This window comes from Streptomyces sp. NPDC030143, from assembly GCF_055573695.1.
Genome location: NZ_JBVIAY010000009.1, coordinates 34,977 through 58,527, shown reverse-complemented (window position 1 = coordinate 58,527; position 23,551 = coordinate 34,977). Strand labels below are relative to the sequence as shown.

The following is a 23,551-nucleotide window of genomic DNA, read 5'->3' as shown; positions in this document are numbered from 1 at the left end:
CGGTCCCCTCAGGCCGACGCTCCGCCGCCCGCTGGAGTCAGTCCCTCGCGATAGGCGATCGCCACCGCCTCCGTACGGCTGGCAGCCCCCAGCTTGGCGAGGATGTTGGACACGTGGACGCTCGCCGTCTTGCCGCTGATGAACAACTCCTCGCCGATCTGCCGGTTGCTGCGGCCGAGGGCGAGCAGCCGCAGCACGTCCCGCTCGCGGGCCGTGAGGACCGCCGGCCCCTCCCGGCCGGACGCGCCGTCCGCGAGGCGGCCCCGCCGTATCAGGTCGTCCACCCGCTGCACCAGCGGCCCGGCACCCAGCCGTACCGCCGCTTCGCGGGCCGCGCGGGCCTCGACGGCGGCCTCCTCGCGCCGGTCGGCCGCCAACAGGCCCTCGGCCAGGCGCAGTCGGCAGCGCGCCCGTTCGTACACGTCACCGTGGTCGAACCCGGCCACCGCCCGCTCCCACGCCGTCACGTCCGGCTCACCGGCGGCACGCGCCCGCTCCGCCTCGGCACGGGCGAGCCAGGCGCGTCCCTCCGGGCCCTGCGGCACACCTGTCTGGCCCCGCTCGGCCGACACCCGCGCCAGGTCCAGGAGTTCGGTCGCGACGACCGTCCAGTGGCGGGCGGTGTCCTCGTCCCCGGCGCCCCGCGCCCGAACGGCCGCGTCGGCGACGGGCGCGAGGCCCAGCGCGCACAGCCGCACCGTCACGTCCGGACGGGTGCCGGCGTCGTCGGTGAGCGCCTCGACCGAGGACCGCACCTGCGCCACCGCCGCCTCGGCGTCGCCGCGCAGACCCGCCGCGTCGGTCAGCACGATGCCCGCGACGAGCGTCGCCATCCAGTCGAAGGGCCCCTCCAGCAGCGCCCGGGCCCGCTCGACGGCCCCCGCCTCACCGCGCGCCAGCGCGACGTACAGCGCGGGCCCGGTCGTGTACCCGCCGTCGGAGGGCAGTTCGGCCCGTTCCGCGGCAGCCGTCGCCACGCACTCGTCCCAGTGGCCCAGCGTGTGCAGCAGCAGCACCTGGAGGTACCGCATCTCCATGGGGTACGGCGACGACAGCAGTCCCGCCCGGCGGGCGCGCTCCAGGCCCTCGGCCAGCCACGGCAGGCACTCCTCCGGCTCGCCCGCCTCGTAGCAGCCGATGGCCAGGTTGAACAGGGCCCGCATCTCCACCGGGGCGTTGCCCGAGCGCCGGGCCAGCTCCCGGGCCTCCCTCAGCCGCTCCCGGCCCTCGGGAGAACGGCGGCCGTCCCCCTCCAGCAGGGCCAGCGAGATCAACAGGTCCGCCTGGGCGTCGGTCACCCTCAGTTCCTCGGCGACGCGCAGCGCCCGCCGGGCCACCAGCAGCGCGGTCCGCGACTCCCCGACGTGACGGGCCGCCAGGACGTGCGTGGCCGCCGCCCACACCCAGGTCGGCGAGGGCGGCTCGGCGGGGATCATCGCCAGCGCCTCGCTGCTGTAGCCGAACGCGGCCGTGAGACTGTCCACCCCCAGGAGGTTCCCGGCGAGCGTGTAACGCACCCGCGCGGCGAGTTCGGAGTCGGCGTCCTGGTCCACCCCGGCGAGCGCGGCCCGGGTCAGCGAGACCGCTCGGTGCGCCTCCCCGGCGTGGGCGGCCGCCGCCGAGGCGCGCAGCATCAGCGTGACCCGGCCCGTCCCCCCGGCCGACGGGCGGGCGGAGGCGTCCACCGCGTCCCACAGGTCCAGCACGGCCTCCAGATGGCGCAGCTCCTCCGCGGGCGCCCCCACCCGCTGGGCGTGGTCGGCGGCCTCCAGGGAGGCCGCGAGCGCCGCTGCCGGGTCATGGCTCTCGCGGTGGTGGTGGGCGCGCTCCGCGGCGGTCTCGGCCCGCTGCCCCCGGCCGGCCAGCAGCCGCGCGAACGCGCCGTGCAGCCGGGCCCGTTCACCCGGGAGGAGGTCCGCGTACACCGCCTCGCGGGCGAGGGCGTGCCGGAAGGCGTACGTGTCGCGGTCGCCGGGCACCAGCAGTTGCCGGCCGACGGCCTCGCGCAGCGCCGACTCCAGCTCGTCCTCCGGCAGCCCGACGGCGTCCCGCAGCAGGTCGTGCTCCACGCGCCGGCCGGCCACGGCCGCGGTGCGCAGCACCTGCTGGGCGGTGTCGGACAACTGCTCCACCCGGATCAGCAGCACGTCGACGAGCCCGCTGGGCACCCCGCCGGCCTCCGGGTCGGTCGCCGCGAGGAGTTCCTCCGCGTAGAAGGCGTTGCCCTCGGCACGCTCCACGATCCGGCGCACCGTGGCCTCCGGCAGCGGGCGGTCCTCCAACGCCCGCACCAGCCGGGCCACCTCGGCGTCCGCCAGTGGCCGCAGCTCCAGCCGCTCCACACCCGGCAGGCGCACCAGCTCGGCCAGCAGCGGGCGCAGCGGGTGCCGGCGGTGCAGGTCGTCGGCGCGGTAGGAGGCCAGCACCGCGAGCCGGTGGGCGGGCGCACCGCCCGAGGAGCGCTGCAGCACGCCCCGGCTGAGCAGGAACCTCAACAGGTCCCGGGAGGACTGGTCGGCCCAGTGCAGGTCCTCCAGCACCAGCAGGAGCGGCGCGATGTCCGCCAGGTCGGCGAGCAGGCCCGCCATCCCCTCGAACAGCCTCAGCCGCCCTCCCGCACCGGCGGACGGCGTCGAGGGGCCCTCCGCGTCGGGCGCGTCGTCCGCGCCGCCGCCGAGCAGCCGGTCCGCCACGGGATGCGCGGCGAGGACGGCCGCGAACCGCTCGTCCCCGGCGAGCGCGCCGAGGATCTCCGTGAACGGCAGGTAGGGCAGGCCGACGTCACCGAGGTCGACGCAGTGGCCGGTGAACACGGCCGCCCCGGAGCGCGCGGCCCGCGCGGCGGCCTCGTCCAGCACCCGTGTCTTGCCGACGCCGGCGTCACCGGCGAGCAGCACCGCGCGCGCCTCCCCGGGCCGGGCGCGCTCCAGCACGCCGGTGAGCCGGGCGACTTCCTCGTCCCGGCCGATGAACACAGTGGCGAACGCTGTCTGGGGCACGGCCCCATCCTGGCACGCGGCACCGACGACGCGGCCCGCCACCTGGGGTGCGGCCGTGACCCGGGCACGGGCCGGTGGTGCGGTGGGGTGTTCCCGGGGGGTGGGTCAGCGGTGCAGCGGCCGCGGCCCGGGGGCCGGCGGTGTGTCGGCCGTGCCCGTGGCGGGGGCCGGCGGTGTGTCGGCCGTGCCCGGGCGGGGGTCAGCGGTGCAGGGAGCGCGCCCAGTCCGCGGGCACCCGTCCCGCCGGGCCCGGCGCCGGCTGGTCCGCCGGCCGGCTGGCCGGCGGCGCGAGCTGCGGCCCCGACTCGTACAGCTCGTCGCCGTCGTAGTCCCAGAACCACTCCTCGCCCGGCTCGAAACTGCGCACCACCGGATGCCCGGTGGCCTTCCAGTGGGCGGTGGCGTGCTGGGCGGGGGAGGAGTCGCAGCAGCCGACATGACCGCAGGTCGCGCAGCGCCGCAGGTGGAACCACCAGCCGCCCGCCGCGTCGCACTCGACGCAGCCGGTGCCGCTGGGCGGGACGCTCGGGTCGATCGCGTGGACGTCGGTCATACGGGCTCCTCGACGGGATCGGTTTCCCCGGCGGACCCGGGGACGGTCAGCGGCAGGAGGACCTGGAAGCGGGTGTCGCCGGGCACGGACTCGGCCTGGAGGCTGCCGTGGTGCTTGTTGACGACGATCCGCCACGAGATGTCCAGCCCGAGGCCGGTGCCCTCGCCGACCGGCTTGGTGGTGAAGAAGGGGTCGAAGATGCGGCCCCGGACGTCCGGCGGAATGCCCGGACCGGTGTCGCGGAACTCCACCAGCAGCCGGTCGCCCTCCCGTGCCGTCCGCACGGTCAGGGTGCCCTCCCCGCCGGTGCCGCCCATCGCGTGGACGGCGTTGTCGACGAGGTTCGTCCACACTTGGTTGAGCTCCGCCGGATAGGCCGGCACGTCCGGCACCGTACGGTCGTAGTCCTTGACGACGCGGATGCGCTGCCCGATCTTCCCGGACAGCATCAGCAGGGTGCTGTCGAGGAGTTCGTGCACGTCGACGACCCGGAAGGGGGCGCGGTCGAGCTGCGAGTACTGCTTGGCGGCGTCGACGAGGTGCGAGATGCGGGTGGTGGAGTCGTCGATCTCGTCCATCAACAGCTCGGTCTCGACGGTGTAGTTGAGCCAGCCGACCGCCCCCGGCAGGATGTCCTCGTCGACGGCGGCCGCGACCCGCTCCAGCCAGTCCACGTCCAGCCCGGCCTGCACGAACGTCGGCGCGAGCCGCCAGCCCTCCTGGATGCCGTGGTCGTCGAGCCAGTCGGTCAGCTCGTCCTCGCGGTCGGACGCCTCGAGCGGGCTGAGCACCGGGGCCTTCGCGACCCGTTCGGCGGTGCGCTCCTGGATCTCGATGAGGTCCGCGAGAGCCTCCCGCGAGTAGGGGCCCTGCGCGATCACGGCGAGCTTGTGCCGCATCTTCGCCACCCGCTCCCGCAGCGTCGCCGTCGCCCGCACGGCCGCCGCCGCGGGGTTGTTCAGCTCGTGCGTGAGCCCCGCGGACAACGAGCCCAGCGCCAGCAGCCGTTCCCGCTGCCCGATGGCCCGCTGGGCGTTCTTCGAGCCGAAGAAGAGCCCCTCCAGCAGATGGGCGGCCATCGGGAACCACTCCCGCATGATGTCCGCGAACGACTGCGCGGGCAGCACGAAGAACCGCGTCGGCTCCGTCACCCGCATCGAGTTGGTGTACACCTGCGGCACCCGGTCGCCCAGGTAGGCCTGCATGGCACCCGAGTACACCCCGCGCTGGGAGGTCCGGCTGACCTCGACGTCGTCGCCGCCGACCCGGCGGTACAGCACCACCGTGCCCTCGATCATCACGTAGAAGCAGGTCGCCGGATCGCCCTCGGTGTACACCGGACCGGCGTCGAAGCGCTCCACCCGCCCCTCGGCGCACAGCCGTCCGAGCTGCTCGGGGGTGAGCTTCTCGAACAGGAACAGCGAGCTGATCTCGCCGGGGCTGCACGGCATCGGCTGTCCGCTCACGACTGCTCCAGGTACCGGTGGACGAGCATCACGGCCATGGCTCCCTCTCCGACGGCGGACGCGACCCTCTTGGCGGACTCGGCGCGGGCGTCGCCCGCCACGAACACACCGGGCACGTTGGTCTCCAGGTGGTACGGCGGCCGGTCCAGCTCCCAGCCGGCCGGCGGCCGCCCGTCCGGGGTGAGGTCGGGCCCGGCCAGGATGAACCCGCGCTCGTCGCGCAGCACGGTGTCGTCCAGCCAGTCGGTCAGCGGGGCCGCGCCGATGAACACGAACATCCACTGGGCGTCCACGCGTTCGCTCTCCCCGCTGACCACGTCCCGCAGCGTGAGCCGCTCCAGGCGCCCGTCGCCGTGCGCGGCCTCGACGACCGTGTGACAGCGCACCGAGATGTTGGGCGCCTCCTCGATCTGCTGGATCAGGTAGTGCGACATGGACGCCGACAGGTCAGCGCCGCGCACCAGCAGCGTCACGGACTTGGCGCCCCGCGCGAGGTACATCGCCGCCTGCCCGGCCGAGTTGGCGCCCCCGACGATGTACACGTCCTGCCCCTGGCAGGAGGCCGCCTCGGTGAGCGCGGACCCGTAGAACACCCCGCAGCCGGTCAGGTCCTCGCAGCCCGGCGCCCGCAACTGCCGGTACGACACGCCGGTCGCCAGGATCACGCTGTGCGCGGCGACCGCCGATCCGTCGGAGAACCGCACCACCCGCGCGGCCCCGTTGACCTCCAGCCCGGTCACCTCGCGCGCGGTGAGGATCTCCGCGCCGAACTTGGCGGCCTGGCGCCGGGCCCGGTCGGTGAGCTGCGCCCCGGACACGCCGTCGGGAAAGCCCAGGTAGTTCTCGATCCGCGAGCTCTGTCCGGCCTGCCCGCCGGTCGCCGACCGCTCCACGAGCACGGTGCGCAGCCCCTCCGACGCCCCGTACACGGCCGCGCCGAGCCCTGCCGGGCCGCCGCCGATCACCACAAGGTCGTAGAAGTCGGCCGTCGGTGTCGTCGCCAGCCCCACGCGGGCCGCGAGCTCGGGCGCGTCCGGCTCCACCAGTGGCTCCCCCTCCGGGGTGATCACCAACGGCAGCCGCTGCCCGTCCGCCCCGGCCGCGGCCAGCAGCCGCCGCCCCTCGGGCTCGTCGGCGGAGTACCAGCGGTAGGGCACCTGGTTGCGGGCCAGGAACTCCCGCACGTTCGAGGAGCGGGCCGACCAGCGGTGTCCGACCACCTTCGTGCTGGGCACGGGCCGGTGGTCGCTGGTGCGCCAGGCCGCCAGCAGGTCGTCGAGGACCGGGTAGAGCTTCTCCTCCGGCGGGTCCCACGGCTTGAGCAGGTAGTGGTCGAGGTCGACGACGTTGATCGCGTCGATCGCCGCGTTCGTGTCGGCGTACGCGGTCAGCAGCACCCGCCGCGCGCCCGGGTACACGTCCAGGGCCTGTTCGAGGAACTCGATGCCGTTCATCTTCGGCATGCGGTAGTCGGCGAGGATCACCGCCACCAGGTCCCCGCGCAGCTTCAGCTCGCGCAGCGCCTCCAGTGCGGACTCCCCGGACTCCGCGCGCACGATCCGGTACGCGGCGCCGTAGCGGCGCCGCAGGTCACGGGCGACGGCGCGGGAGACCCCCGGGTCGTCGTCCACGGTCAGGATGACGGTCCGCGCTGTCTCGGCGGCCTGTGCCATACGTCTCCCACCCCGAGTGGTCAGGACTCGCGGCACGGCGAAACCCCGCGCCGGCTGTGGCCATCGTATGGTCGATCCGCTCCGTGCGCCCCGGCGGGCGGAAGACGGTGCGCTCCCGGCACACCGCGGGGCGCGCACGGGCAAGGCGAGGGGCGTGCCGGCCCCGGTGGGCGCGCAGGACGTCGGACGCGTCGCCCTCGGGGTCGGCCGGCGTCCGCCCTTGTCCGCTCGCCGCGGCCCATGTCCGCGTGCCGGGCGCCCGGCGCCGGGAGCCGCTCACGTCCGCCTCCCGGACGTCCGGACGGACGTCCGGGAGGCGGACCGTTCCTGATCGTCCTGGGCTCCGGGGCGGGCGCGAGGAGCGGGCCGGGCAGCCGGTCCGGCGCCGACCGGATCCGTGTCTCGTCGGCCGCCTCGCCGGCCCCGGCCCGGCTCGGGGCCGCGGCCCACGGCGCCCCGGGGCGACCGGACCGGCCGCGTCGACGACGAGCCGCCCCCTGCCGAGGTCCTGTCGGGCCGGCTTGGTGAAGACTGGGGCCGACGCATCGGACACGACTGGGGAGGCAGCGGGAATGACGGGCCCGATCACGGCAGGGGTCGACGGGACGGACGAGAGCCTCGCGGCGCTCGCCTGGGCGGCCCGGGAGGCCGTCCGGCGGGACCTGGCGCTGCGGGTGGTGCACGCCTGGCGGCACCAGCCGGCCGCGGAGGCCGAGGGCGCCGACCGGGACACGCAGGAGCGGTGGGTGCGCGACGGCGTCGGGCGGGCCGTCGAGGAGGTCGCCGCCCGCCACCCGGGTCTGCCGGTGACCACCGACGTCGTGGAGGGCGACGAGGTCGAGACCCTGGCCGCCGCCGCGGCGCAGGCGGAGCTCCTCGTGCTGGGCTCGCGCGGACACGGCCCCCTGGTCGGGTTCCTGCTGGGCTCGGTGGGCCAGCAGGTGATCGCCGGGGCCACCCGCCCGGTCGTCCTGGTCCGCGCCGGAGCCAGACCCAGCGACGAGGTCGCCGGGCACGAGATCGTCGTCGGCCAGCACGGTGCCCCAGAGGACAGCGCACCCGCGCTGCGGTTCGCGTTCGAGACGGCCGCCGCCCGCGGCGCCACCGTCCGTGCCGTCCGCGCCTGGACCCTGCCGCCGGTGTTCTCCTACAGCCCCGCCTCGCTCAGGCTCCTCGACGAGGCGGGCGGCTTGGAGCCGTACGAGAAGAAGGCCCTCGCGGCGGCCCTGGAGCCGTGGCGCGAGCGCTTCCCGGACGTGCCGGTGGTGGAGCACGTCGAGATCGGCAGCGCCGGGCAGGTGCTGCTGTCGGTGTCCGGCCGGGCCCAGTTGATGGTCGTCGGCCGCCGCGCCCACCGCACGGCGGTCGGCGCCCGCATCGGCTCGGTGGCGCACGGGGTCCTGCACCACGCCGACTGCCCGGTCGCGGTGGTGCCGCACGCCTGACGTAGAGCTCCGAACAGAGGGAGGCCGATCAGCTCGCCCTTCTGTTCGGAGCTCTTATGGGTTCGTGCACTCTGCTCAGGAAGGCAGGTGCACGGACCCCTCACTCGGGCGTGGTCGGCTCCAGCGTCTCCCGCGCCTTGGGCAGGATCTTCGCGATGTAGTCCTCGACGGCCGTGTCGAGGCCGATGTCGTGCTGCGCCCGCTCCGACAGGTACCAGCGGTGTTCGAGGAGTTCGTGGTAGATCTCCGCCGGGTCCATCGAGCCGCGCAGCTCGACGGGCACCGCCCGCACGGTGGGCCGGAACATGTCGCGCACCCAGCGGTGCGCGAGGACCTCCGGGCGGGCGGCGAGGGGGTCGCCCGGCGCGTAGTCGTCCTGGGTGGCCATCCAGCTCTCCAGGTCGGTCAGCAGCCGTCTCGCCTGGTTCTCCTCGGTGTCCAGGCCGGTCAGGCGCAGCAACTGCCGCTGGTGGTGACCCGCGTCGACGACCTTCGGCACGAAGGTGACGGTGTCGCCGTTGGACGAGTGCTCGATCTGCATCTCGGCGACGTCGAAGCCGAGGTCGTTCAGACGGCGGATGCGGCGCTCGATGTAGTGGTACTTGCCGGCCGGGTACACCGAGGTGCGGGTCAGCTCCTTCCACAGCGCGCCGTAGCGGGCGCAGATCTCCGTGCCGAACTCGATGGGGTCCACCGAGGGGTGCAGCGCCCCCGAGGCCTCCAGGTCGAGCAGCTCGCCGCTGATGTTCACCCGGGCCAGGTCGAGGTCGTACTCGCGTTGCCCCGGGCTCAGCTGCGGGTGCAGGTCGCCGGTCTCGGCGTCGACGAGATAGGCGGCGTAGGCGCCCGCGTCCCGCCGGAACAGGGTGTTCGACAGCGAGCAGTCGCCCCAGGCGAACCCGGCCAGGTGCAGCCGCACCAGCAGCACAGCGAGGGCGTCCATCAGCCGGTGCATGGTGGCCGGCCGCATGGTCGTCTCGAACATCGACCGGTACGGCATCGAGCCGCCCAGGTGCCGGGTGACCAGCACCGACTCCAGCGGATCCGCGGCGTCGTCGGTGCGTCCGGTGACCACGGCCAGCGGGTCGACGGCCGGGATCCCCAGCCGGTCCAGGTCGCGCAGCAGCTCGTACTCGCGCAACGCCGGCCGCTCGGCGAGCTCCTTGACGGCGATCACCTCGTCGCCGGCCCGGGCGTAGCGCACCACGTGCCGGGAGATGCCGCGCGGCAGCGGCACGAGGACCTCGTCGGGCCACTGCTCCAGCGGCAGGTGCCAGGGCAGCTCCAGCAGGAGTGCCGGGTGCTCCGGGTTGGTGGCGCTGATCTGCAAAGCCATGGCCCGACCTTAGACGGCCCGCTCGCGTGCCCGGCGAGCCGCCTCCCGTACGGGGCCGCGGTGCACCGGCCCGTGCCCGGGCAGCAGCACGTCCGCCTCCAGCGCCTCTATCAGGTCCAGGGAGGCCACGGCGCGGGCGCGCTCGTGGTGGAACATGTCGGGCAGGAGCTGCGGACCGTCGACGCGGGAGGTCGCGTGACCGCTGACCAGGGCGTCGCCCGAGACGACGGCCCCGGCGTGCGGGAGGTGGAAGACGGTGTGGCCGTCGGTGTGACCGGGGGTGTGCACGGGCACGGGCCGGCCGGGCAGGTCCAACGGGCCGTCGGCGACCGGGAAGGCCTCGGGCGCGGTGACCGGGTGCTGTTCCGTGCCGCCCGAGCGCAGGGCGTGCACCATCCAGGGCAGGACACCGGGTCGCCAGGCGTTGCGCAGCACCTCGCCGACCGACACCTGCTGGAGGAACTCCCGCCGCGCGTGGGGGACCTCGGCCTCGTGGAGGAGGACGGGGATGCCGTAGGCGGCGCGCAGGTGCTCGGCGGAGCCCAGGTGGTCGTTGTGGGCGTGGGTGATCAGGACGGCCGTCACGGCCTGCGGCGAAGCGCCCACCGCGGCCAGGGAGTCCAGGAGCTGGCGCCGGTCGGCCGGGTAGCCGGTGTCGATGAGGGTGACGGCGTCGCCCTCGGTGAGGATCACCCAGTTGGTGTTGCTGCCGTGCACCAGGTGGATGCCGTCCGCCACTTGCCGTACGTCTGCCCGCATGTCCGTCCCGTGGGGGTGAGGTCGTGCCCGACGGGGGACAGCAAAGCAGATCACCGGCCGGGTGCCGACGGCGGGGCGGTGTGCCGGCCGGGCGGCCGGGACCCGGCACACCGGCAGCTCGCGCGGCGGGTGTTCAGCCGGTGACCGTCACGGCCACGATGATCACGGCGAGGAGGGCGTCCAGCACCAGGCACAGCTCCGCGAACGGGCGCACGACCACCTTGTCGATGCGGTAGTGGTGGGCGTCCCAGAGCGCGTGGCCGAACAGCCCGGCCGCCACCAGGTACGCGCCCGCGTCACCGCCGGCGCCCAGGGCGAGCGCGGCCGCGCCGCCGAAGGCGAGCAGCGCGGCCACCTGCAACGGCGCCAGGCCGCCCGCGGCGCGCAGTGCGGCGGGCCGCAGGGCGTACCCGAGCAACGGCAGGGCCAGGGCGAGCACGACCCAGGTCGGGTCGACGGCGCCGCCGCCGACCAGCTCGGTCGCGAAGATCACGACGAAGGACCCGAGGAAGAGCGCCCACGCCGTGGAGGGCCGGCCGAGCACGGCGGCGCCGAAGTAGACGAGCGCGGAGGCGGCCAGGGCGGGGGCGAGGTCGACGCCGTCGGACATGTCGAACGCGATCAGCAGGGTCAGCCCGGCCGCCGCCCAGGCGGGCCAGTGGCGCAGGACGGCTGAGCGGGGGCCGGGGGACGTGACGTGCTGCGGTTGAGGCGTCATGAACCTCAACGTACATACCCCCGAGGGGTATGTAAACGCGGAATGCCGCCCCTCTCTTGTGTCCCTGGCCTCCCAGCCCCTCGGGCCTCGCCGCCCGCCCCCGGGCCGACCTTCAGCGATCTGCTGCACACCCCGGGTCGGCCCTTCGGGCTTCACCGCCCGCCCGGACCGCCCCTGCGGTTCTGCTGCCCACCGAGGGCCGGCTCTTCGGTTCCTGCTGTCCGCCCCGGGCCGGCTCTTCGGGCTCTGCTGCATGCCCCGGACCGCCGCTGCGGTTTCGGCTGCCCGCCCCGAGCCGGGGCCGGGTTCTCCTGTGCACCCGGACCGTTCTCGGGTCTACTGCACGCCGCGGGGGCGGAACTGGATGCTGATCCGCGGGCCCGTGGCGCGGGTCGACTTGGGGATGCAGTGCTCCCAGGCCCGCTGGCAGGAGCCGCCCATCACGATCAGGTCGCCGTGTCCGAGCGGGCGGCGCACGGTCTCGCCTCCGCCGTGCGCCGGACGCAGGAGCAGGTCGCGCGGGGAGCCCACGGAGACGATCGCCACCATCGTGTCCTCGCGGGCGCCCCGGCCGATCCGGTCACCGTGCCAGGCCACGCTGTCGCGGCCGTCGCGGTAGTGGCACAGGCCGGCGGTGACGAAGGGCTCGCCCAGTTCCTCCGCGTAGTGCGCGCTGAGGGCGTCACGCGCCTCGTCGAGCACCGGATGGGGCAGCGTGCGGTCCGGGCCGTAGAAGGCGAGCAGCCGGGGGACGTCCACCATGTGGTCGTACATCTGCCGGCGCTCCGCCCGCCAGGGAACCTCCGCCGCCAGATGCTCGAACAAGGCGTCCGAGCCGGTCAGCCAGCCGGGCAGCACGTCGATCCAGGCGCCCGAGCCGAGCACGGTCCGGCGCATCCCGTCGAGGGGGCCGAGCCGCAGTTCGTCGGTCTGGTCGAACAGGGAGCCCTGGAGGTGCCTGGTCATGGCACTCAGCCTACTCTCATTCGAAAATTTGTTCCCTCAAGATCGGCCACGCCGAGCGCCTGTCGCTTTGCATACATTCATGTATTCGATACATTCATGTATCGAACGGAGGTCGGTATGGGCGCGGCACGGGAGAGCAGCGGGCGCGTCACCAGACGGCGCGTCCGCACGCGGGCCAACCTGCTCGACGCCGCCTTCGCGGTGTTCGCCGCGAAGGGGTTCGGCCGGGTCTCCATCGAGGAGGTCTGCGAGGCCGCCGGCTACAGCCGGGGCGCCTTCTACTCCAACTTCGCAAGCCTGGACGAACTGTTCTTCGCGCTCTACCGGCAGCGCGCGGACCTGATCGCCCGGCAGGTCGCCGATGCGCTCGCCGGGGACGGGCCGGATCTCGACGTCCCCGCCTCCGTGGACCGCGTCGCCGACGTGCTCCTGCTCGACCTGAACTGGCTGCTGGTCAAGACGGACTTCCTGGTGCACGCCGCCCGCGACCCGGCCGTGGCGCAGACCCTGCTCGAACACCGGGCCAGACTGCGCGGGGCCATCGCCGACCGGCTCGCCCGGGCCCGCGGCCACACCTCTCTGCCCGCCGTCCTCGGCGACGCCGACTCCGCGGCCCACGCGGTGGTCGCCGCGTACGACGGAGTCACCACCCAGCTGTTGCTCGACAAGGACGTGGACGGCGCCCGCGCCTGGCTCAAGCAGCTGCTCACCGCACTGCTGACCGACGGCGGCGGCACCCCCGCATGAGAAGCACCCGCATGAGAAGCACCCGCAGGAGAAAGGGAACGGACGGCATGGACGCGGACGTCATCGTCGTCGGAGCGGGCCTCGCCGGCCTGGTCGCGGCGCACGAACTCACCAGCAGGGGCAGACGGGTCGCCCTTGTCGACCAGGAGAACGCCGCCAACCTCGGCGGCCAGGCGTTCTGGTCGTTCGGCGGGCTCTTCCTCGTCGACTCGCCCGAGCAGCGGCGCCTCGGCATCAAGGACTCCCTCGACCTCGCCTGGAGCGACTGGCAGGGCAGCGCACAGTTCGACCGCACCGACGACGAGGACTCCTGGGCGGTGCGCTGGGCGCGCGCCTACGTGGAGTGGGCGGCGGGGGAGAAGCGCTCCTGGCTCACCGGGCACGGCATCTCCTTCGTACCGACCGTGGGCTGGGCCGAGCGCGGCGACCTGCGCGCCGACGGACACGGCAACTCCGTCCCCCGCTTCCACGTCGCCTGGGGCACAGGCACCGGTGTCGTCGAACCGTTCGCGCGGTACGCCCGGCAGGCCGCCAAGGACGGGCTGCTGACCTTCCACCACCGCCACCGCGTCGACGGACTCGTCCTGCGGGACGGCGCCGCGCGCGGGGTGCGCGGTACGGTCCTCGCCCCCGACGACTCCCCGCGCGGTGTCGCCACCAACCGCGACCCGATCGGCGACTTCGAACTGACCGCCCGGGCGGTGATCGTCACCAGCGGAGGCATCGGCGCCGACCACGACATCGTCCGCCGCTACTGGCCGGAGCGGCTCGGCACGCCCCCGGCCCGGATGGTCACCGGCGTCCCCGCCTACGTCGACGGCCGCATGCTCGACATCAGCGCCCAGGCCGGCGTCCGCCTGGTCAACCGCGACCGCATGTGGCACTACACCGAGGGCGTCCAGAACTGGGACTCCGTCTGGCCCGGCCACGGCATCCGCATCCTGCCCGGCCCGTCCTCGATGTGGTTCGACGCCCTCGGCCGCCGCCTGCCCGACCCCTGCCTGCCGGGCTACGACACCCTCGGCACGCTCCGGCACCTGCGCACCACCGAGGACATCGCCGGACACGACCACTCCTGGTTCGTCCTCACCCGCAGGATCGTCGAGAAGGAGTTCGCGCTCTCCGGCTCCGAGCAGAACCCCGACATCACCGCCAAGGACCGCAAGGCCGTCCTGCGCGACCGGCTGCTCGGCAAGGGAGCCCCGGCACCGGTGCAGGCGTTCCTGGACAAGGGCGCCGACTTCGTCGTCGCCGACACCCTCGACCGGCTCGTCGACAAGATGAACGCCCTGACCGACGAGCCGCTGCTCGACGCGGACACCCTGCGCCGCCAGATCCGCGCCCGCGACCTGCAGATCGCCAACCCGTACGCCAAGGACGCGCAGGTCCAGGGCATCCGCAACGCCCGCCGCTACATCGGCGACCGCCTCGGCCGGGTCGCCACCCCGCACCGCATCCTCGACCCCCAGGCCGGGCCGTTGATCGCCGTCAAACTGCACGTCCTCACCCGCAAGACCCTCGGCGGCATCCAGACCGACCTCGACTCGCGCGCCCTGGGCGCCGACGGCACCCCCGTCGAAGGCCTGTACGCGGCGGGCGAGGTGGCCGGCTTCGGCGGCGGCGGCGTCCACGGCTACAACGCCCTCGAGGGCACCTTCCTCGGCGGCTGCCTCTTCTCCGGGCGCGCGGCGGGACGGGCGGCGGCGCGACAGACCGGCTGATCCTCAGCCCAGGAGCCGGAGCAGCACCTGCGCGTGACTGCGCTCCGGCTCCTTCGCCGCCGTCAGCAGCGTCACCGGCCCCTCGCGGGCCGTGGCGCGCACCCGCTCCATGAGTTCGGCCGCCTCCGGCGCGGCGAGCTCCGCCTCGTACCGGCCGGCGAAGTCCTCGAACCCGCCCTCCCCCGCGTGGTACCAGCGGCGCAGCTCGGTGGAGGGCGTGAGGGCCTTCGGCCACTCGTCGACCCGCGCCGCGTCCTTGGACAGGCCACGCGGCCACAGCCGGTCGACCAGGACGCGCACGCCGTCCCCGGGCTCGGGCGGATCGTAGACGCGGCGCACGCGGACACTCATGGGCGGCCTCTCCACGGGGCGGTCGGTCGAGCCGAGCCTAAGGGGCCCTTGCACTGTTCCCGCCTGGGCCGCGCCGCGCGGCGCGGCCTGAACGAGGGTGATCCCCGACGCCCGTCGCCCGGCCTGAGGACGTTTCATCACACGCCACCCTCCGAGGAGCGCACGTGACACACCTCCGCAGACGCCCCGCCCGCCCCGTGGCCGTGCCCGTCGCCGTCGTCGCGCTGCCCACCGCGGCCGACCCGGCCCCGGCCGCCGGCCCGGCGGGCGCCCCCGGCGTCGGCGACCCCTGCTCCCCGCCCGTCGGCAACGGCGGCTACCCCGTCGACCACTACGACCTGACCCTGCGTCACGACCCCGCGAGGCGCCACCTCGGCGGACGGGCCGTCCTCACCGCCCGCGCCACCGGCGACCTCGGCCGCTTCGACCTTCCGCGTGACCGTCGTGTCTGCGCGCCTGGGCGACCGGGCACCGCCACGGCACCACCGCGAAATTCGAACGTCTGGCGGAGCGGGTGTCGGGGAAAGAGCTCGGCGGGCTGTCCCGGACCCGGCCGCACACCCCGGGGAAAGCCGAACACGCCCGCGAAGCTCACCAGTTCCTCACACCACCCGGCCAGAGTCGACTCATGATCAAGCACCACACACGCGCCGCGCTGCTCGCCGCGTCCCTCCTGCTCACCGGATGCGGGGCGGGCGCGGCGGCCTCACCCGACCACCAGGACGGCGCCGCGCCGTCCGGCCCCGCGTCCTCCGCGCCGCCGATCGCCCCCGCGCCGCAGGTGTCCGCGCACACGGCGCCGCGCGACATACCGGGCCTCGGCCCGAAGACGCGGGCCGCCCTGCCGCCCGGGACGCGCCAGGTGGTCGTGGTGACCGGACGCGGACGTGACTCCCCGCTCTCCGAGGTCGTGCTGTACCGGCGCACCGGGGCCGGCTGGCAGCCCGGTCCCGCCTGGCCCGCCCACAACGCCCTCCGCGGCTGGACCGACCACCACACGCTCGGCGACCTGCGCTCGCCCGTCGGCGTCTTCGGCCTCACCGACGCGGGCGGCCGGCTGCGCGACCCCGGCACCCGGCTGCCCTACGACCGCTCCGACGTCTTCACCGTGGGCGGCACCGGCTTCGAGGGCGAGCCGCTGGCCGGGTCCTTCGACTACGTCGTCGCCATCGACTACAACCGCGAGCCGGGTACCTCACCGCTCGACTGGACCCGCCCGCTGGGCGCGCGGCGCGGCGGCGGCATCTGGTTCCACGTCGACCACGGCGGCCCGACCCAGGGTTGTGTCAGCATCTCCGAACAGCACATGAGGGAACTGCTGCGCGCGCTCGACCCCGCCCTCCGCCCGGTCGTCGCCATGGGCGACCGCGCCGCCCTGGCCCGCTGACCGGACCGCCGGCCGGACGCCGACCCGACAGCACCGACCCGGCAACGACCGAACAACCCCGACCGAACAACCCCGACCGTCCGCCGCCCGGATCCGCCGCCGACATCCGCCGCCCGGACCCGCCGACCGCTGAGGAGCCGCCCGCGTGTGCGCACACGTACTGGTCGCCGAGGACGACGCGATGCAGGCCGAACTCATCCGCCGCTCCCTGCTCGCAGAGGGCCACACCGCCACCGTCGTGCACGACGGCTCCGCCGCGCTGGACGCGGTCCGGCGCGACCGGCCGGACCTCGTGGTGCTCGACCTGATGCTGCCCGTCATCGACGGCTTCGGCGTCTGCCGGGTGCTGCGCCGGGACGACGACGTCCCCGTGCTGATGCTGACCGCCCGCGCCGCCGAGGACGACGTGCTGCTCGGCCTGGAACTGGGCGCCGACGACTACATGACCAAGCCGTACAGCCCGCGCGAGCTGATGGCCCGCATCCGCACCGTCCTGCGGCGCAGCGGACGGGCCGGCGGCGAGCGACGGGAGGATCCCGTCGTACGGGCCGCGGGGATAGCCGTCGATCCGGAGCGGCACGAGGTTCGCTGCGACGGGGCGGCCGTGGAGTGCACGCCCGCCGAGTTCCAGATCCTGCTCGCCATGGCCGGTGAGCCCGAACGGGTCTTCACCCGCCGCCAGTTGCTGCACTGCACCCGGGGCTTCGACCGCTCCTCCACCGAACGGGCCGTCGACGTGCACATCATGAACCTGCGCCGCAAGATCGAGCCCGACCCGCGCAGCCCCGTACGGCTGCTGACCGTCTACGGCGTCGGCTACAAACTCAGCGGCGGCCGCCCGTGACCGGCACCCCGACCCGCGTCCGCATACCCCTGCGCAAGCGTCTGCTGGTGCGGCTGCTCATCGCCTCCGCGCTGATCGCCGTGTGCTCGGTGGCCGCGACGGCGTGGCTGGCGGTGGCGACCACCACCCGCGCCCTGCGCGAGGAACAGGGCCAGGCCCTCGCCGACGACATGGACATCCTCGCGCAGCTCAGCGGCTACGCGGCCACGCACCCCGACTGGACCGGTGTCCGGGCCACCGTGCGCGCCCTGTCCGAGCGGACCGGCCGGCGCATCGCCCTGACCACCGCCGACCGCACCCTCCTCGCCGACTCCGCGCCGCGCGGCACCTCCCTGCCCCCGCGAGCCGCCGCCACCGTCGACCCCCTGCGCACCGACACCTCCAGCGAGCCCGGCGCCCAGCTCGCCGGCACCGACCCGCGGGTGGTCGGGCCCTACCGGCTCACGGCGGCGGAGCGCACCCGACTGGACGCCCTGGCCCGCAAACGGCAGCTCTGCTTCGCCCGCAACGGCATCGACACGACGATCGCCCGCACGCCGGCCGGCCGCCCCGTCCTGCGCCATGCCGACGGGACCGACCAGGGCGTCGAGCCCGACCACGTGCCCGAGCCCTGTGCCGACGGGCTGCTCCACACCCCGGTCCCCACGGAGGAGAAGGCGCTGACCGCGCTCCGGCAGAGCGCGCGGCCCTGTCTGTCGCGGGCGGGCCTGCACCCCGACACACCACTGGCCCTCGGCGGCCTCCACGGCGTCGACACGCGCGACGCGACACCCATGGCCGAGTTCCTCGTCAAGGACGACAAGAGTGCGCGCGCCGCCCGTACCTGCCTCGACGAGGCCCGCCTCGCCCAGCTCGCCCCGTACGTCGCCCCCGTCGCGGAACTGTTCCTGGGCGGCGGGGGCAGTGCGGCGGTGCCCCGCTGGGACCTCTCCCCGGCCAACAAGGCGAAGGTCGTGGGCGCGGCCGGGCTGGTGCTCGCCGTCACCGTCGCCGTGACCGCGGTCGTCGCCACCCGCCTGGTGCGGCCCCTGCGCGCCCTCACCGCCGCCGCCCAGCAGCCCCCCGACCGGCATGTGCGGGTCCCCGTCACCACCCGGGACGAGACCGGGATCCTCGCCGAGGCCTTCAACGACCTCGCCGAGCGGCGTGAGCGGCTGCAGGCCCAGCGCAAGGCACTGGTCGCCGACGTCGCACACGAACTGCGCAGCCCGCTCACCAACATCCGGGGCTGGCTGGAGGTCACCCGCGACGGTCTCGTCGAGCCCGACACCGAACTGCTCTCCGCCCTGCACGAGGAGGCCGTCCTCCTCCAGCGCGTCATCGACGACCTGAGCGACCTCGCCGCCGCCGACGCCGGGACGCTGCGCCTGCACCGCGAACCCGTGTCCGCCGACGAACTCCTCGCCCAGGTGGCCGCGGCCCACCGCGTCGCCGCCGACACGGCCGGCGTCGCCCTGCGCACCCGGACCGAGGGCGCCCCCTGGCTGGACGCCGACCCGGTGCGGCTGCGGCAGGCCCTCGGCAACCTCGTCACCAACGCGGTCCGCCACACCCCGCCCGCGGGCACGGTCACCCTGACCGCGCGGCGCGAGGGGGAGCAGGTCGTCCTGGCCGTCGCGGACACCGGAACCGGCATCGAACCGGAGGACCTGCCGCACGTCTTCGAACGGTTCTGGCGTGCGGAGAAGTCCCGCAGCCGCCGCACCGGCGGCAGCGGACTCGGCCTGCCCATCGTCCGTCACCTGACGGCCGCCCACGGCGGCACGGCCCGAGCCGTGAGCGATCCGGGCAAGGGAAGCGAGTTCACCCTGCGGCTGCCCGCCACCGCGGAACCCCGCGAGGGCTGAGCCTGCCGCACGGGGACGGCCGGACGGGGCGTCCCGCAGGGCCCGCGTGACGCCCGGGACCGAAGGGGCAGGTTCCGTCGCGGTCCGGCGGGTACCCCGGTGACCTGACGACGAAGAGGGAGGTCATGCCATGCGTCCGTGGGACTGGGACGACCTGCCGGTCACGCTGTCCCTGAGTGAACTGGCCGACCTGGTCGAGCGGCGCCGAGGTCTGTTCGTCCGCTGGTCCCGCGGTCCCGGGACGGACCTCGGCGCGCTCTCCAGCACCGACGACCTCACCGGCGTCGCGCTGCCCGGCCTGTCCGCCAACCCCCTCGACGTGGAGGGCTGGTGGGAGGACCGCTCGCGCACCCTGTGGGTCGCCCGGCGGCTCTACGACTACGCCCACCTGCCGCACGAGAAGGGCCCCGGCGTCCGCCCCTGGGTCCTCACGGGCCGGGAGACGGGCCGGGGCCCGGACAACGAACCGCTCGTCGTCGACGTGCGGCCGCTGTCCTGGATCGACCCCCGGGTGATCGAGGAGGCCCGCACCGAGGTGGCCCGGCAGGAGGCCCGTTGGGGGCCGCTGCGCCGGACGGGCCGGTGAGGGCCGACCGGTCCGGGCCGGCCCCCACCCGGGTCAGGAACTGCGGCGGGCCGCCTTGATGCGGCGCTTGAGCGCCCGCCGTTCGGTCTCGCTCGTCCCGCCCCACACCCCGAGGGCCTGATCGGTCTCCATCGCCCAGTCCAGACACGGCTCCCGCACCGGGCAGCGTCGGCAGACCGACTTCGCCTGTTCCGTCTGCAGCAGCGCCGGCCCCGAGGAGCCGATCGGGAAGAAGAGTTCCGGGTCCTCTTGGCGGCACGCGGCACGCTGTCGCCAGTCGTCCATCGAAGTCACCTGCGATCCGAGTCGTATGTGCTCTTCCGGATGAGTTGCTCCCGGTCGGGTCACCGGAGAGACGGGAGTGAAACCGCCCCGGACGGGACGAAGGCCGCTTCACTGCTCCCGGGCGCCCCACGGCGAGCCGTACTCCGTCAGCAGGTCCGGGAACGGGCGGGCCGGGAACGCCTCGGGACCGGGCACGCCCGCGCTGGTCCAGGTGCGCAGTCCGATGGCGTGCGGTCGGCCCGCCAAGTGGTCGACGACGAGTGGCCCATGGCCGAGTACGGCAGCCAGGCCGTGGTGTGGCAGACGGCGGTCAACCCGGTCGCGGCGCTCGAGCTGCCCGCCACCGGCGCGACCAGACCCTGGCCTTCGCCGCCCTGGACGCGGCCTCCCCCGCCCTCCCGCAGGCCGCGCAGCGCGCCGACGACGCCGTGTGGCGCTCCACCTACGCCCGGCTGCCCGCCACCACCCATTCCGGGATCGCCGAGGCGGCGCCGCTGCTGTCGGCGCGGATGGTCACCAGTGCCTGTCCGACGGCTCTGGAGATGCTGCTGGACAGCGCGGCCGCCCGGCGGGCCGTCCTGCACGCGCGCTGACGGTTCACCAGGCGCGCAGGGTCCCCGCAGCCGTCCGTGCCACGGCCGCCGCCACCGCGGCCAGCGCCGGCGAGTCGAGCCTCCACTGCTGCCAGTACAGCGGGACGTCCAAGGGGCGCCGCGGGGCCAGTGGGATCAGACGTCCGTCCGCCAGCAGCGCCTCGGCCTGCACCTCGGGCACCATTCCCCAGCCGAGCCCGGCCGTGACCGCGTCCAGGAACCCCTCCGACGTCGGCACGGCGTGCCGGACGGGCCCCGCGCCGGTGTCGTCGCGCCGCAGCCCGCGCACGAAGGCGTCCTGGAGGTCGTCGCTGCGGTCGAAGACCACCGTGGGGGCCCGGGTCAGCGTCTCGGAGAGCGGACCGCCGTCCAGGTGGCGGGCGGCGAACCCGGGGCTGGCCGCTGCGACGTACCGCATCAGGCCGAGGGGGCGCACCGAGCACCCGGTCACGGCGTCGGGCGAGGAGGTGACGGCCGCCATCACCCGCCCCTCCCGGAGCAGCTCCGCCGTGCGGGTCTCGTCCTCGCGGTGCAGTTCGAAGAGCAGCTGAGGCTCCTGCGGGACGCGGGTCAGGGCCGGCAGGAACCAGGTGGCGAGCGAGTCCGCGTTGACCGCGACGGTCACGCGCGTCGGCTCGTCGGCGCCGCTCATGCCCAGCTCGGACCGCGTGTCGCGTTCCAACCGGGCCAGTTGCCGGGCGAACCGCACGACGATCTCCCCGGACTCCGTGGGCCGCACCGGCTTGGTGCGCAGCAGCAGGACCCGTCCGGTGCGCTGCTCCAGTGCCTTCACCCGCTGGCTGACCGCCGACGGCGTCACGTGCAGGGCGGCCGCCGCCGCGTCGAAGGTTCCCTCGTCGACGACCGCGAGCAGCGTCCGGACCTGGTCGAGGGGGAGATCTTTCATCACGACAGCTAATGATACGTAAGAATCTTTAGCTGTACGTCCAGTGATCGGCTCCCTAGGTTGGACGGCATGTCCAACGCTCTCGCCGCCGCGGCCGCCGGATTCGGCACCGGCCTGTCGCTCATCGTCGCCATCGGGGCCCAGAACGCCTTCGTCCTGCGTCAGGGGATCCGACGGGACGCCGTCCTCGCCGTCGTCGGCATCTGCGCCCTGTCCGACGTCGCCCTCATCGCCCTCGGGGTGGGCGGGGTGGGGGCGCTCGTGGTGGCGTGGCCGGGAGCGCTGACCGCGGTCGGCTGGATCGGGGGCGCCTTCCTGCTCGGCTACGGCGCCCTCGCCGCCCGCCGGGTCCTGCGGCCCGCACGGGAGGCGCTGCGCGCGGACGGCGAGGCGGCGGGCTCACGACGGCGGGCCGTGCTCACCTGTTTGGCGCTGACCTGGCTCAACCCGCACGTCTACCTCGACACCGTCTTCCTGCTCGGCTCCGTCGCCGCCGACCGGGGCCCGCTGCGCTGGACCTTCGGTCTCGGAGCCGCGCTGGCCAGCCTGTGCTGGTTCGCGGCGCTGGGCTTCGGCGCCCGCTTCCTCGGCCGGTTCCTGACCCGGCCGGCCGCCTGGCGCGTCCTGGACGGCCTGGTCGCCGCCACGATGCTCGTCCTCGGCGGGCTGCTCGTCGCGGGAGCCTGAGAGCGGCCCTCGCGCCCGCCGGCCTTCGTGCCCGGCCTTCGTGTCCGCAGCTTCGTGTCCGCCGGTCCCCGCGCCCGCGACCGTCGCGCCCCGGCCCTCGCGTCCGAACCCTTCGCGTCCGCGGCACGTGTCCAAAGCTGCCGTGTCCGAAGTGTGAGATCACTTGTCCGCAGGGGCCGCGAAACCACGGAAGGTACTGCGATAGTGACCCCCGGACACGAAAGATGTAACGAGCAACCAGGAAGCCCGTGGACACCGGCGAGAGCAGTACCGCACCCGAGGCCGACGCGGATCCGAGCCCGCCCGGGCGGTCCCGGCGCGGCTGGCGCCGCTGGGCGATGGACACCCGCCCGCTGCGCCGGCCCGCCTACCGCCGCCTGTGGTCGTCGACGGTCGTCACGGCCGTCGGAAGCCAGCTCACGGCGGTCGCCGTCCCCAAGCAGGTCTACGACATCACCGGCTCCTCGGCCTGGGTCGGTTACGCGAGCCTCGCCGGACTGCTGCCCATGGTGGCCTTCGCGCTGTGGGGCGGCGCGGTCGCCGACACCGTGGACCGGCGCAGACTGCTGTTGATCACCAACAGCGGTATCGCCGTCACCTCGGTGCTGTTCTGGATCCAGGCCGCCGCCGGGCTGGACTCGGTGGCCGTGCTGATGGTGCTGCTCGCCGCCCAGCAGGCCTTCTTCGGTCTGAACGCGCCCGCCCGCAACGCCTCCGTCGCCCGCCTCGTCCCCGCGGAGGAACTGGCGGCGGCCGGCGCCCTCGGCTCGACGGTCATGCAGACCGGTCTGGTCGCCGGACCGCTGCTGGCGGGTGTGCTGATCCCGGTCGTCGGCCTGCCCGAGCTGTACCTCATCGACGCCCTCGCGCTGTGCGTGACGCTGTGGGCCGTCGTCCGCCTGCCTCCGCTGCCGCCGCCGGCCGGCACCGGCGCCCGGCGCGCCGGGGTACGGCAGATCGCAGAGGGCTTCCGGTACGTCGCCGGGCACAAGGTGCTGCTGCTGTCCCTGGTCGCCGACGTCATCGCCATGGTCCTCGGCATGCCCCGGGCGCTCTTCCCCCAGCTCGCCGCCGAGACCTACGCCCCCTACGGCGAGGGGTTCGCCCTCGGCCTGCTGTTCGCGGCGATCCCCATCGGCGCGGTGCTGGGCGGCCTGTTCTCCGGCACGTTCTCCCGGGTCCGCCGGCACGGCTGGATGGTCGTCGGCGGGGTCGTCGCCTGGGGCGTGGCGATCGCGGGCTTCGGGCTGAGCACCGGTCTCTGGCCGGCCGTGGTCTTCCTCGCGGCCGCCGGCGTGGCCGACATGGTCTCCATGGTCTTCCGCGGGGCGATCCTGCTCTCCGCCGCCACCGACGAGATGCGCGGCCGTATGCAGGGCCTCTTCACGGTCGTCGTGGCCGGCGGTCCCCGTCTGGCAGACGCCCTCCACGGCACCGCGGGCGCCGCCTTCGGCCCCCGCGCGGCGGTCGCGGGCGGCGGCCTCCTGGTCGTCGGGGCGATGCTGGTGCTGACGGCGGGGGCGCCGGCGCTGCGGCGGTACCGGGTGTGACGGAACCTGCGGCGGGCCCGCGGGGGCCGGAGGTGATCACTCGTGCGCCACCCCCGCCGGACCGGCGTGCCGTGTCCCGGCAGCCGGCGACGGCGCGGCACGGGCGCGTACCACCCCGGCGTCGCGGCATG

Annotated in this window: 21 protein-coding genes and 1 pseudogene; 10 read left to right on the top strand and 12 right to left on the bottom strand. The window is 74.7% G+C overall.

Translation table 11 applies throughout. From position 1 onward, the window contains the following. Positions 1-8: 8 nt before the first annotated feature. From ACZ4YY_RS17605 to ACZ4YY_RS17590, 4 genes are all read right to left on the bottom strand, one after another. The gene (locus ACZ4YY_RS17605; protein ID WP_468290349.1) at positions 9-3,041 is read right to left on the bottom strand and encodes a helix-turn-helix transcriptional regulator; all 3,033 of its coding nucleotides are present in this window, start codon (positions 3,039-3,041) and stop codon (positions 9-11) included. Between the two features lie 157 nt (positions 3,042-3,198). Beyond that, positions 3,199-3,552, bottom strand: coding sequence for a UBP-type zinc finger domain-containing protein (locus ACZ4YY_RS17600; RefSeq protein WP_468290346.1), 354 nt, complete (start codon positions 3,550-3,552; stop codon positions 3,199-3,201). Continuing rightward, complete coding sequence (locus ACZ4YY_RS17595; protein ID WP_468290343.1) at positions 3,549-5,018, bottom strand: ATP-binding protein; 1,470 nt, start codon at positions 5,016-5,018, stop codon at positions 3,549-3,551. Before ACZ4YY_RS17595 ends, ACZ4YY_RS17600 begins: the two co-directional genes overlap by 4 nt. Continuing rightward, positions 5,015-6,691 (bottom strand): NAD(P)/FAD-dependent oxidoreductase, encoded by a 1,677-nt coding sequence (locus ACZ4YY_RS17590; protein WP_468290340.1) that lies wholly within the window; start codon positions 6,689-6,691, stop codon positions 5,015-5,017. Before ACZ4YY_RS17590 ends, ACZ4YY_RS17595 begins: the two co-directional genes overlap by 4 nt. Before the next feature lie 572 nt (positions 6,692-7,263). Between ACZ4YY_RS17590 and ACZ4YY_RS17585 the strand changes: the two genes are divergently transcribed. Then, the gene (locus ACZ4YY_RS17585; RefSeq protein WP_468290337.1) at positions 7,264-8,136 is read left to right on the top strand and encodes a universal stress protein; all 873 of its coding nucleotides are present in this window, start codon (positions 7,264-7,266) and stop codon (positions 8,134-8,136) included. Between the two features lie 100 nt (positions 8,137-8,236). On the opposite strand, the gene ACZ4YY_RS17580 is transcribed toward ACZ4YY_RS17585, so the two are convergent. The 4 genes from ACZ4YY_RS17580 to ACZ4YY_RS17565 all read right to left on the bottom strand — a co-directional run bounded on the left by ACZ4YY_RS17580 (position 8,237) and on the right by ACZ4YY_RS17565 (position 11,915). Next, positions 8,237-9,472 carry a DUF4032 domain-containing protein gene (locus tag ACZ4YY_RS17580; RefSeq protein WP_468290335.1) on the bottom strand — a complete coding sequence of 412 codons (1,236 nt, stop codon included), beginning with the start codon at positions 9,470-9,472 and terminating at the stop codon, positions 8,237-8,239. A gap of 9 nt (positions 9,473-9,481) precedes the next feature. Continuing rightward, positions 9,482-10,231: an MBL fold metallo-hydrolase gene (locus ACZ4YY_RS17575; protein ID WP_468290332.1), complete on the bottom strand. Its 750-nt coding sequence runs from the start codon at positions 10,229-10,231 to the stop codon at positions 9,482-9,484. A 133-nt stretch (positions 10,232-10,364) separates the two neighbouring features. Continuing rightward, positions 10,365-10,949, bottom strand: coding sequence for a hypothetical protein (locus ACZ4YY_RS17570; RefSeq protein ID WP_468290330.1), 585 nt, complete (start codon positions 10,947-10,949; stop codon positions 10,365-10,367). A 336-nt stretch (positions 10,950-11,285) separates the two neighbouring features. After that, positions 11,286-11,915 carry an alpha-ketoglutarate-dependent dioxygenase AlkB gene (locus tag ACZ4YY_RS17565; protein WP_468290327.1) on the bottom strand — a complete coding sequence of 210 codons (630 nt, stop codon included), beginning with the start codon at positions 11,913-11,915 and terminating at the stop codon, positions 11,286-11,288. Between the two features lie 96 nt (positions 11,916-12,011). Here ACZ4YY_RS17565 and ACZ4YY_RS17560 point away from each other — a divergent pair, with 96 nt between their 5' ends. Both ACZ4YY_RS17560 and ACZ4YY_RS17555 read left to right on the top strand, forming a co-directional pair. Beyond that, complete coding sequence (locus tag ACZ4YY_RS17560) at positions 12,012-12,662, top strand: TetR/AcrR family transcriptional regulator (RefSeq protein WP_468290325.1); 651 nt, start codon at positions 12,012-12,014, stop codon at positions 12,660-12,662. Positions 12,663-12,709: 47 nt separating this feature from the next. Further along, positions 12,710-14,383, top strand: coding sequence for an FAD-binding dehydrogenase (locus ACZ4YY_RS17555; protein WP_468290920.1), 1,674 nt, complete (start codon positions 12,710-12,712; stop codon positions 14,381-14,383). Between the two features lie 3 nt (positions 14,384-14,386). Here the strand turns inward: ACZ4YY_RS17555 and ACZ4YY_RS17550 are convergent, their stop codons facing one another. Beyond that, the gene (locus ACZ4YY_RS17550; protein ID WP_468290323.1) at positions 14,387-14,734 is read right to left on the bottom strand and encodes a DUF488 domain-containing protein; all 348 of its coding nucleotides are present in this window, start codon (positions 14,732-14,734) and stop codon (positions 14,387-14,389) included. A gap of 628 nt (positions 14,735-15,362) precedes the next feature. Here ACZ4YY_RS17550 and ACZ4YY_RS17545 point away from each other — a divergent pair. From ACZ4YY_RS17545 to ACZ4YY_RS17530, 4 genes are all read left to right on the top strand, one after another. Then, positions 15,363-16,121, top strand: a complete 759-nt coding sequence (locus ACZ4YY_RS17545; RefSeq protein ID WP_468290320.1) for a hypothetical protein — start codon at positions 15,363-15,365, stop codon at positions 16,119-16,121. 145 nt (positions 16,122-16,266) lie between these two features. Next, positions 16,267-16,965 carry a response regulator gene (locus ACZ4YY_RS17540; protein ID WP_468290317.1) on the top strand — a complete coding sequence of 233 codons (699 nt, stop codon included), beginning with the start codon at positions 16,267-16,269 and terminating at the stop codon, positions 16,963-16,965. Beyond that, entirely contained in the window at positions 16,962-18,812 is a 1,851-nt protein-coding gene (locus tag ACZ4YY_RS17535) for a sensor histidine kinase (RefSeq protein ID WP_468290314.1), read from the top strand. The genes ACZ4YY_RS17540 and ACZ4YY_RS17535 overlap by 4 nt, the downstream gene beginning before the upstream one ends. Before the next feature lie 130 nt (positions 18,813-18,942). Beyond that, positions 18,943-19,398: a DUF6098 family protein gene (locus ACZ4YY_RS17530; RefSeq protein WP_468290311.1), complete on the top strand. Its 456-nt coding sequence runs from the start codon at positions 18,943-18,945 to the stop codon at positions 19,396-19,398. A 33-nt stretch (positions 19,399-19,431) separates the two neighbouring features. Here the strand turns inward: ACZ4YY_RS17530 and ACZ4YY_RS17525 are convergent, their stop codons facing one another. Together ACZ4YY_RS17525 and ACZ4YY_RS17520 are read right to left on the bottom strand one after the other, a co-directional pair. Further along, positions 19,432-19,683 carry a WhiB family transcriptional regulator gene (locus ACZ4YY_RS17525; protein ID WP_468290308.1) on the bottom strand — a complete coding sequence of 84 codons (252 nt, stop codon included), beginning with the start codon at positions 19,681-19,683 and terminating at the stop codon, positions 19,432-19,434. A gap of 108 nt (positions 19,684-19,791) precedes the next feature. After that, the gene (locus ACZ4YY_RS17520) at positions 19,792-19,929 is read right to left on the bottom strand and encodes a hypothetical protein (protein ID WP_468290955.1); all 138 of its coding nucleotides are present in this window, start codon (positions 19,927-19,929) and stop codon (positions 19,792-19,794) included. A 104-nt stretch (positions 19,930-20,033) separates the two neighbouring features. On the opposite strand from ACZ4YY_RS17520, the pseudogene ACZ4YY_RS17515 reads away from it, so the two are divergent. Continuing rightward, positions 20,034-20,276 (top strand): annotated as a pseudogene (locus tag ACZ4YY_RS17515) (TetR/AcrR family transcriptional regulator); the annotation flags it as partial. Positions 20,277-20,280: 4 nt separating this feature from the next. Here the strand turns inward: ACZ4YY_RS17515 and ACZ4YY_RS17510 are convergent. After that, entirely contained in the window at positions 20,281-21,183 is a 903-nt protein-coding gene (locus ACZ4YY_RS17510) for a LysR family transcriptional regulator ArgP (RefSeq protein ID WP_468290917.1), read from the bottom strand. Positions 21,184-21,252: 69 nt separating this feature from the next. Between ACZ4YY_RS17510 and ACZ4YY_RS17505 the strand changes: the two genes are divergently transcribed. Together ACZ4YY_RS17505 and ACZ4YY_RS17500 are read left to right on the top strand one after the other, a co-directional pair. After that, positions 21,253-21,870, top strand: a complete 618-nt coding sequence (locus ACZ4YY_RS17505; RefSeq protein ID WP_468290305.1) for a LysE/ArgO family amino acid transporter — start codon at positions 21,253-21,255, stop codon at positions 21,868-21,870. A 248-nt stretch (positions 21,871-22,118) separates the two neighbouring features. Then, positions 22,119-23,420, top strand: a complete 1,302-nt coding sequence (locus ACZ4YY_RS17500; RefSeq protein ID WP_468290302.1) for an MFS transporter — start codon at positions 22,119-22,121, stop codon at positions 23,418-23,420. The last annotated feature ends 131 nt before the right edge of the window (positions 23,421-23,551 follow it).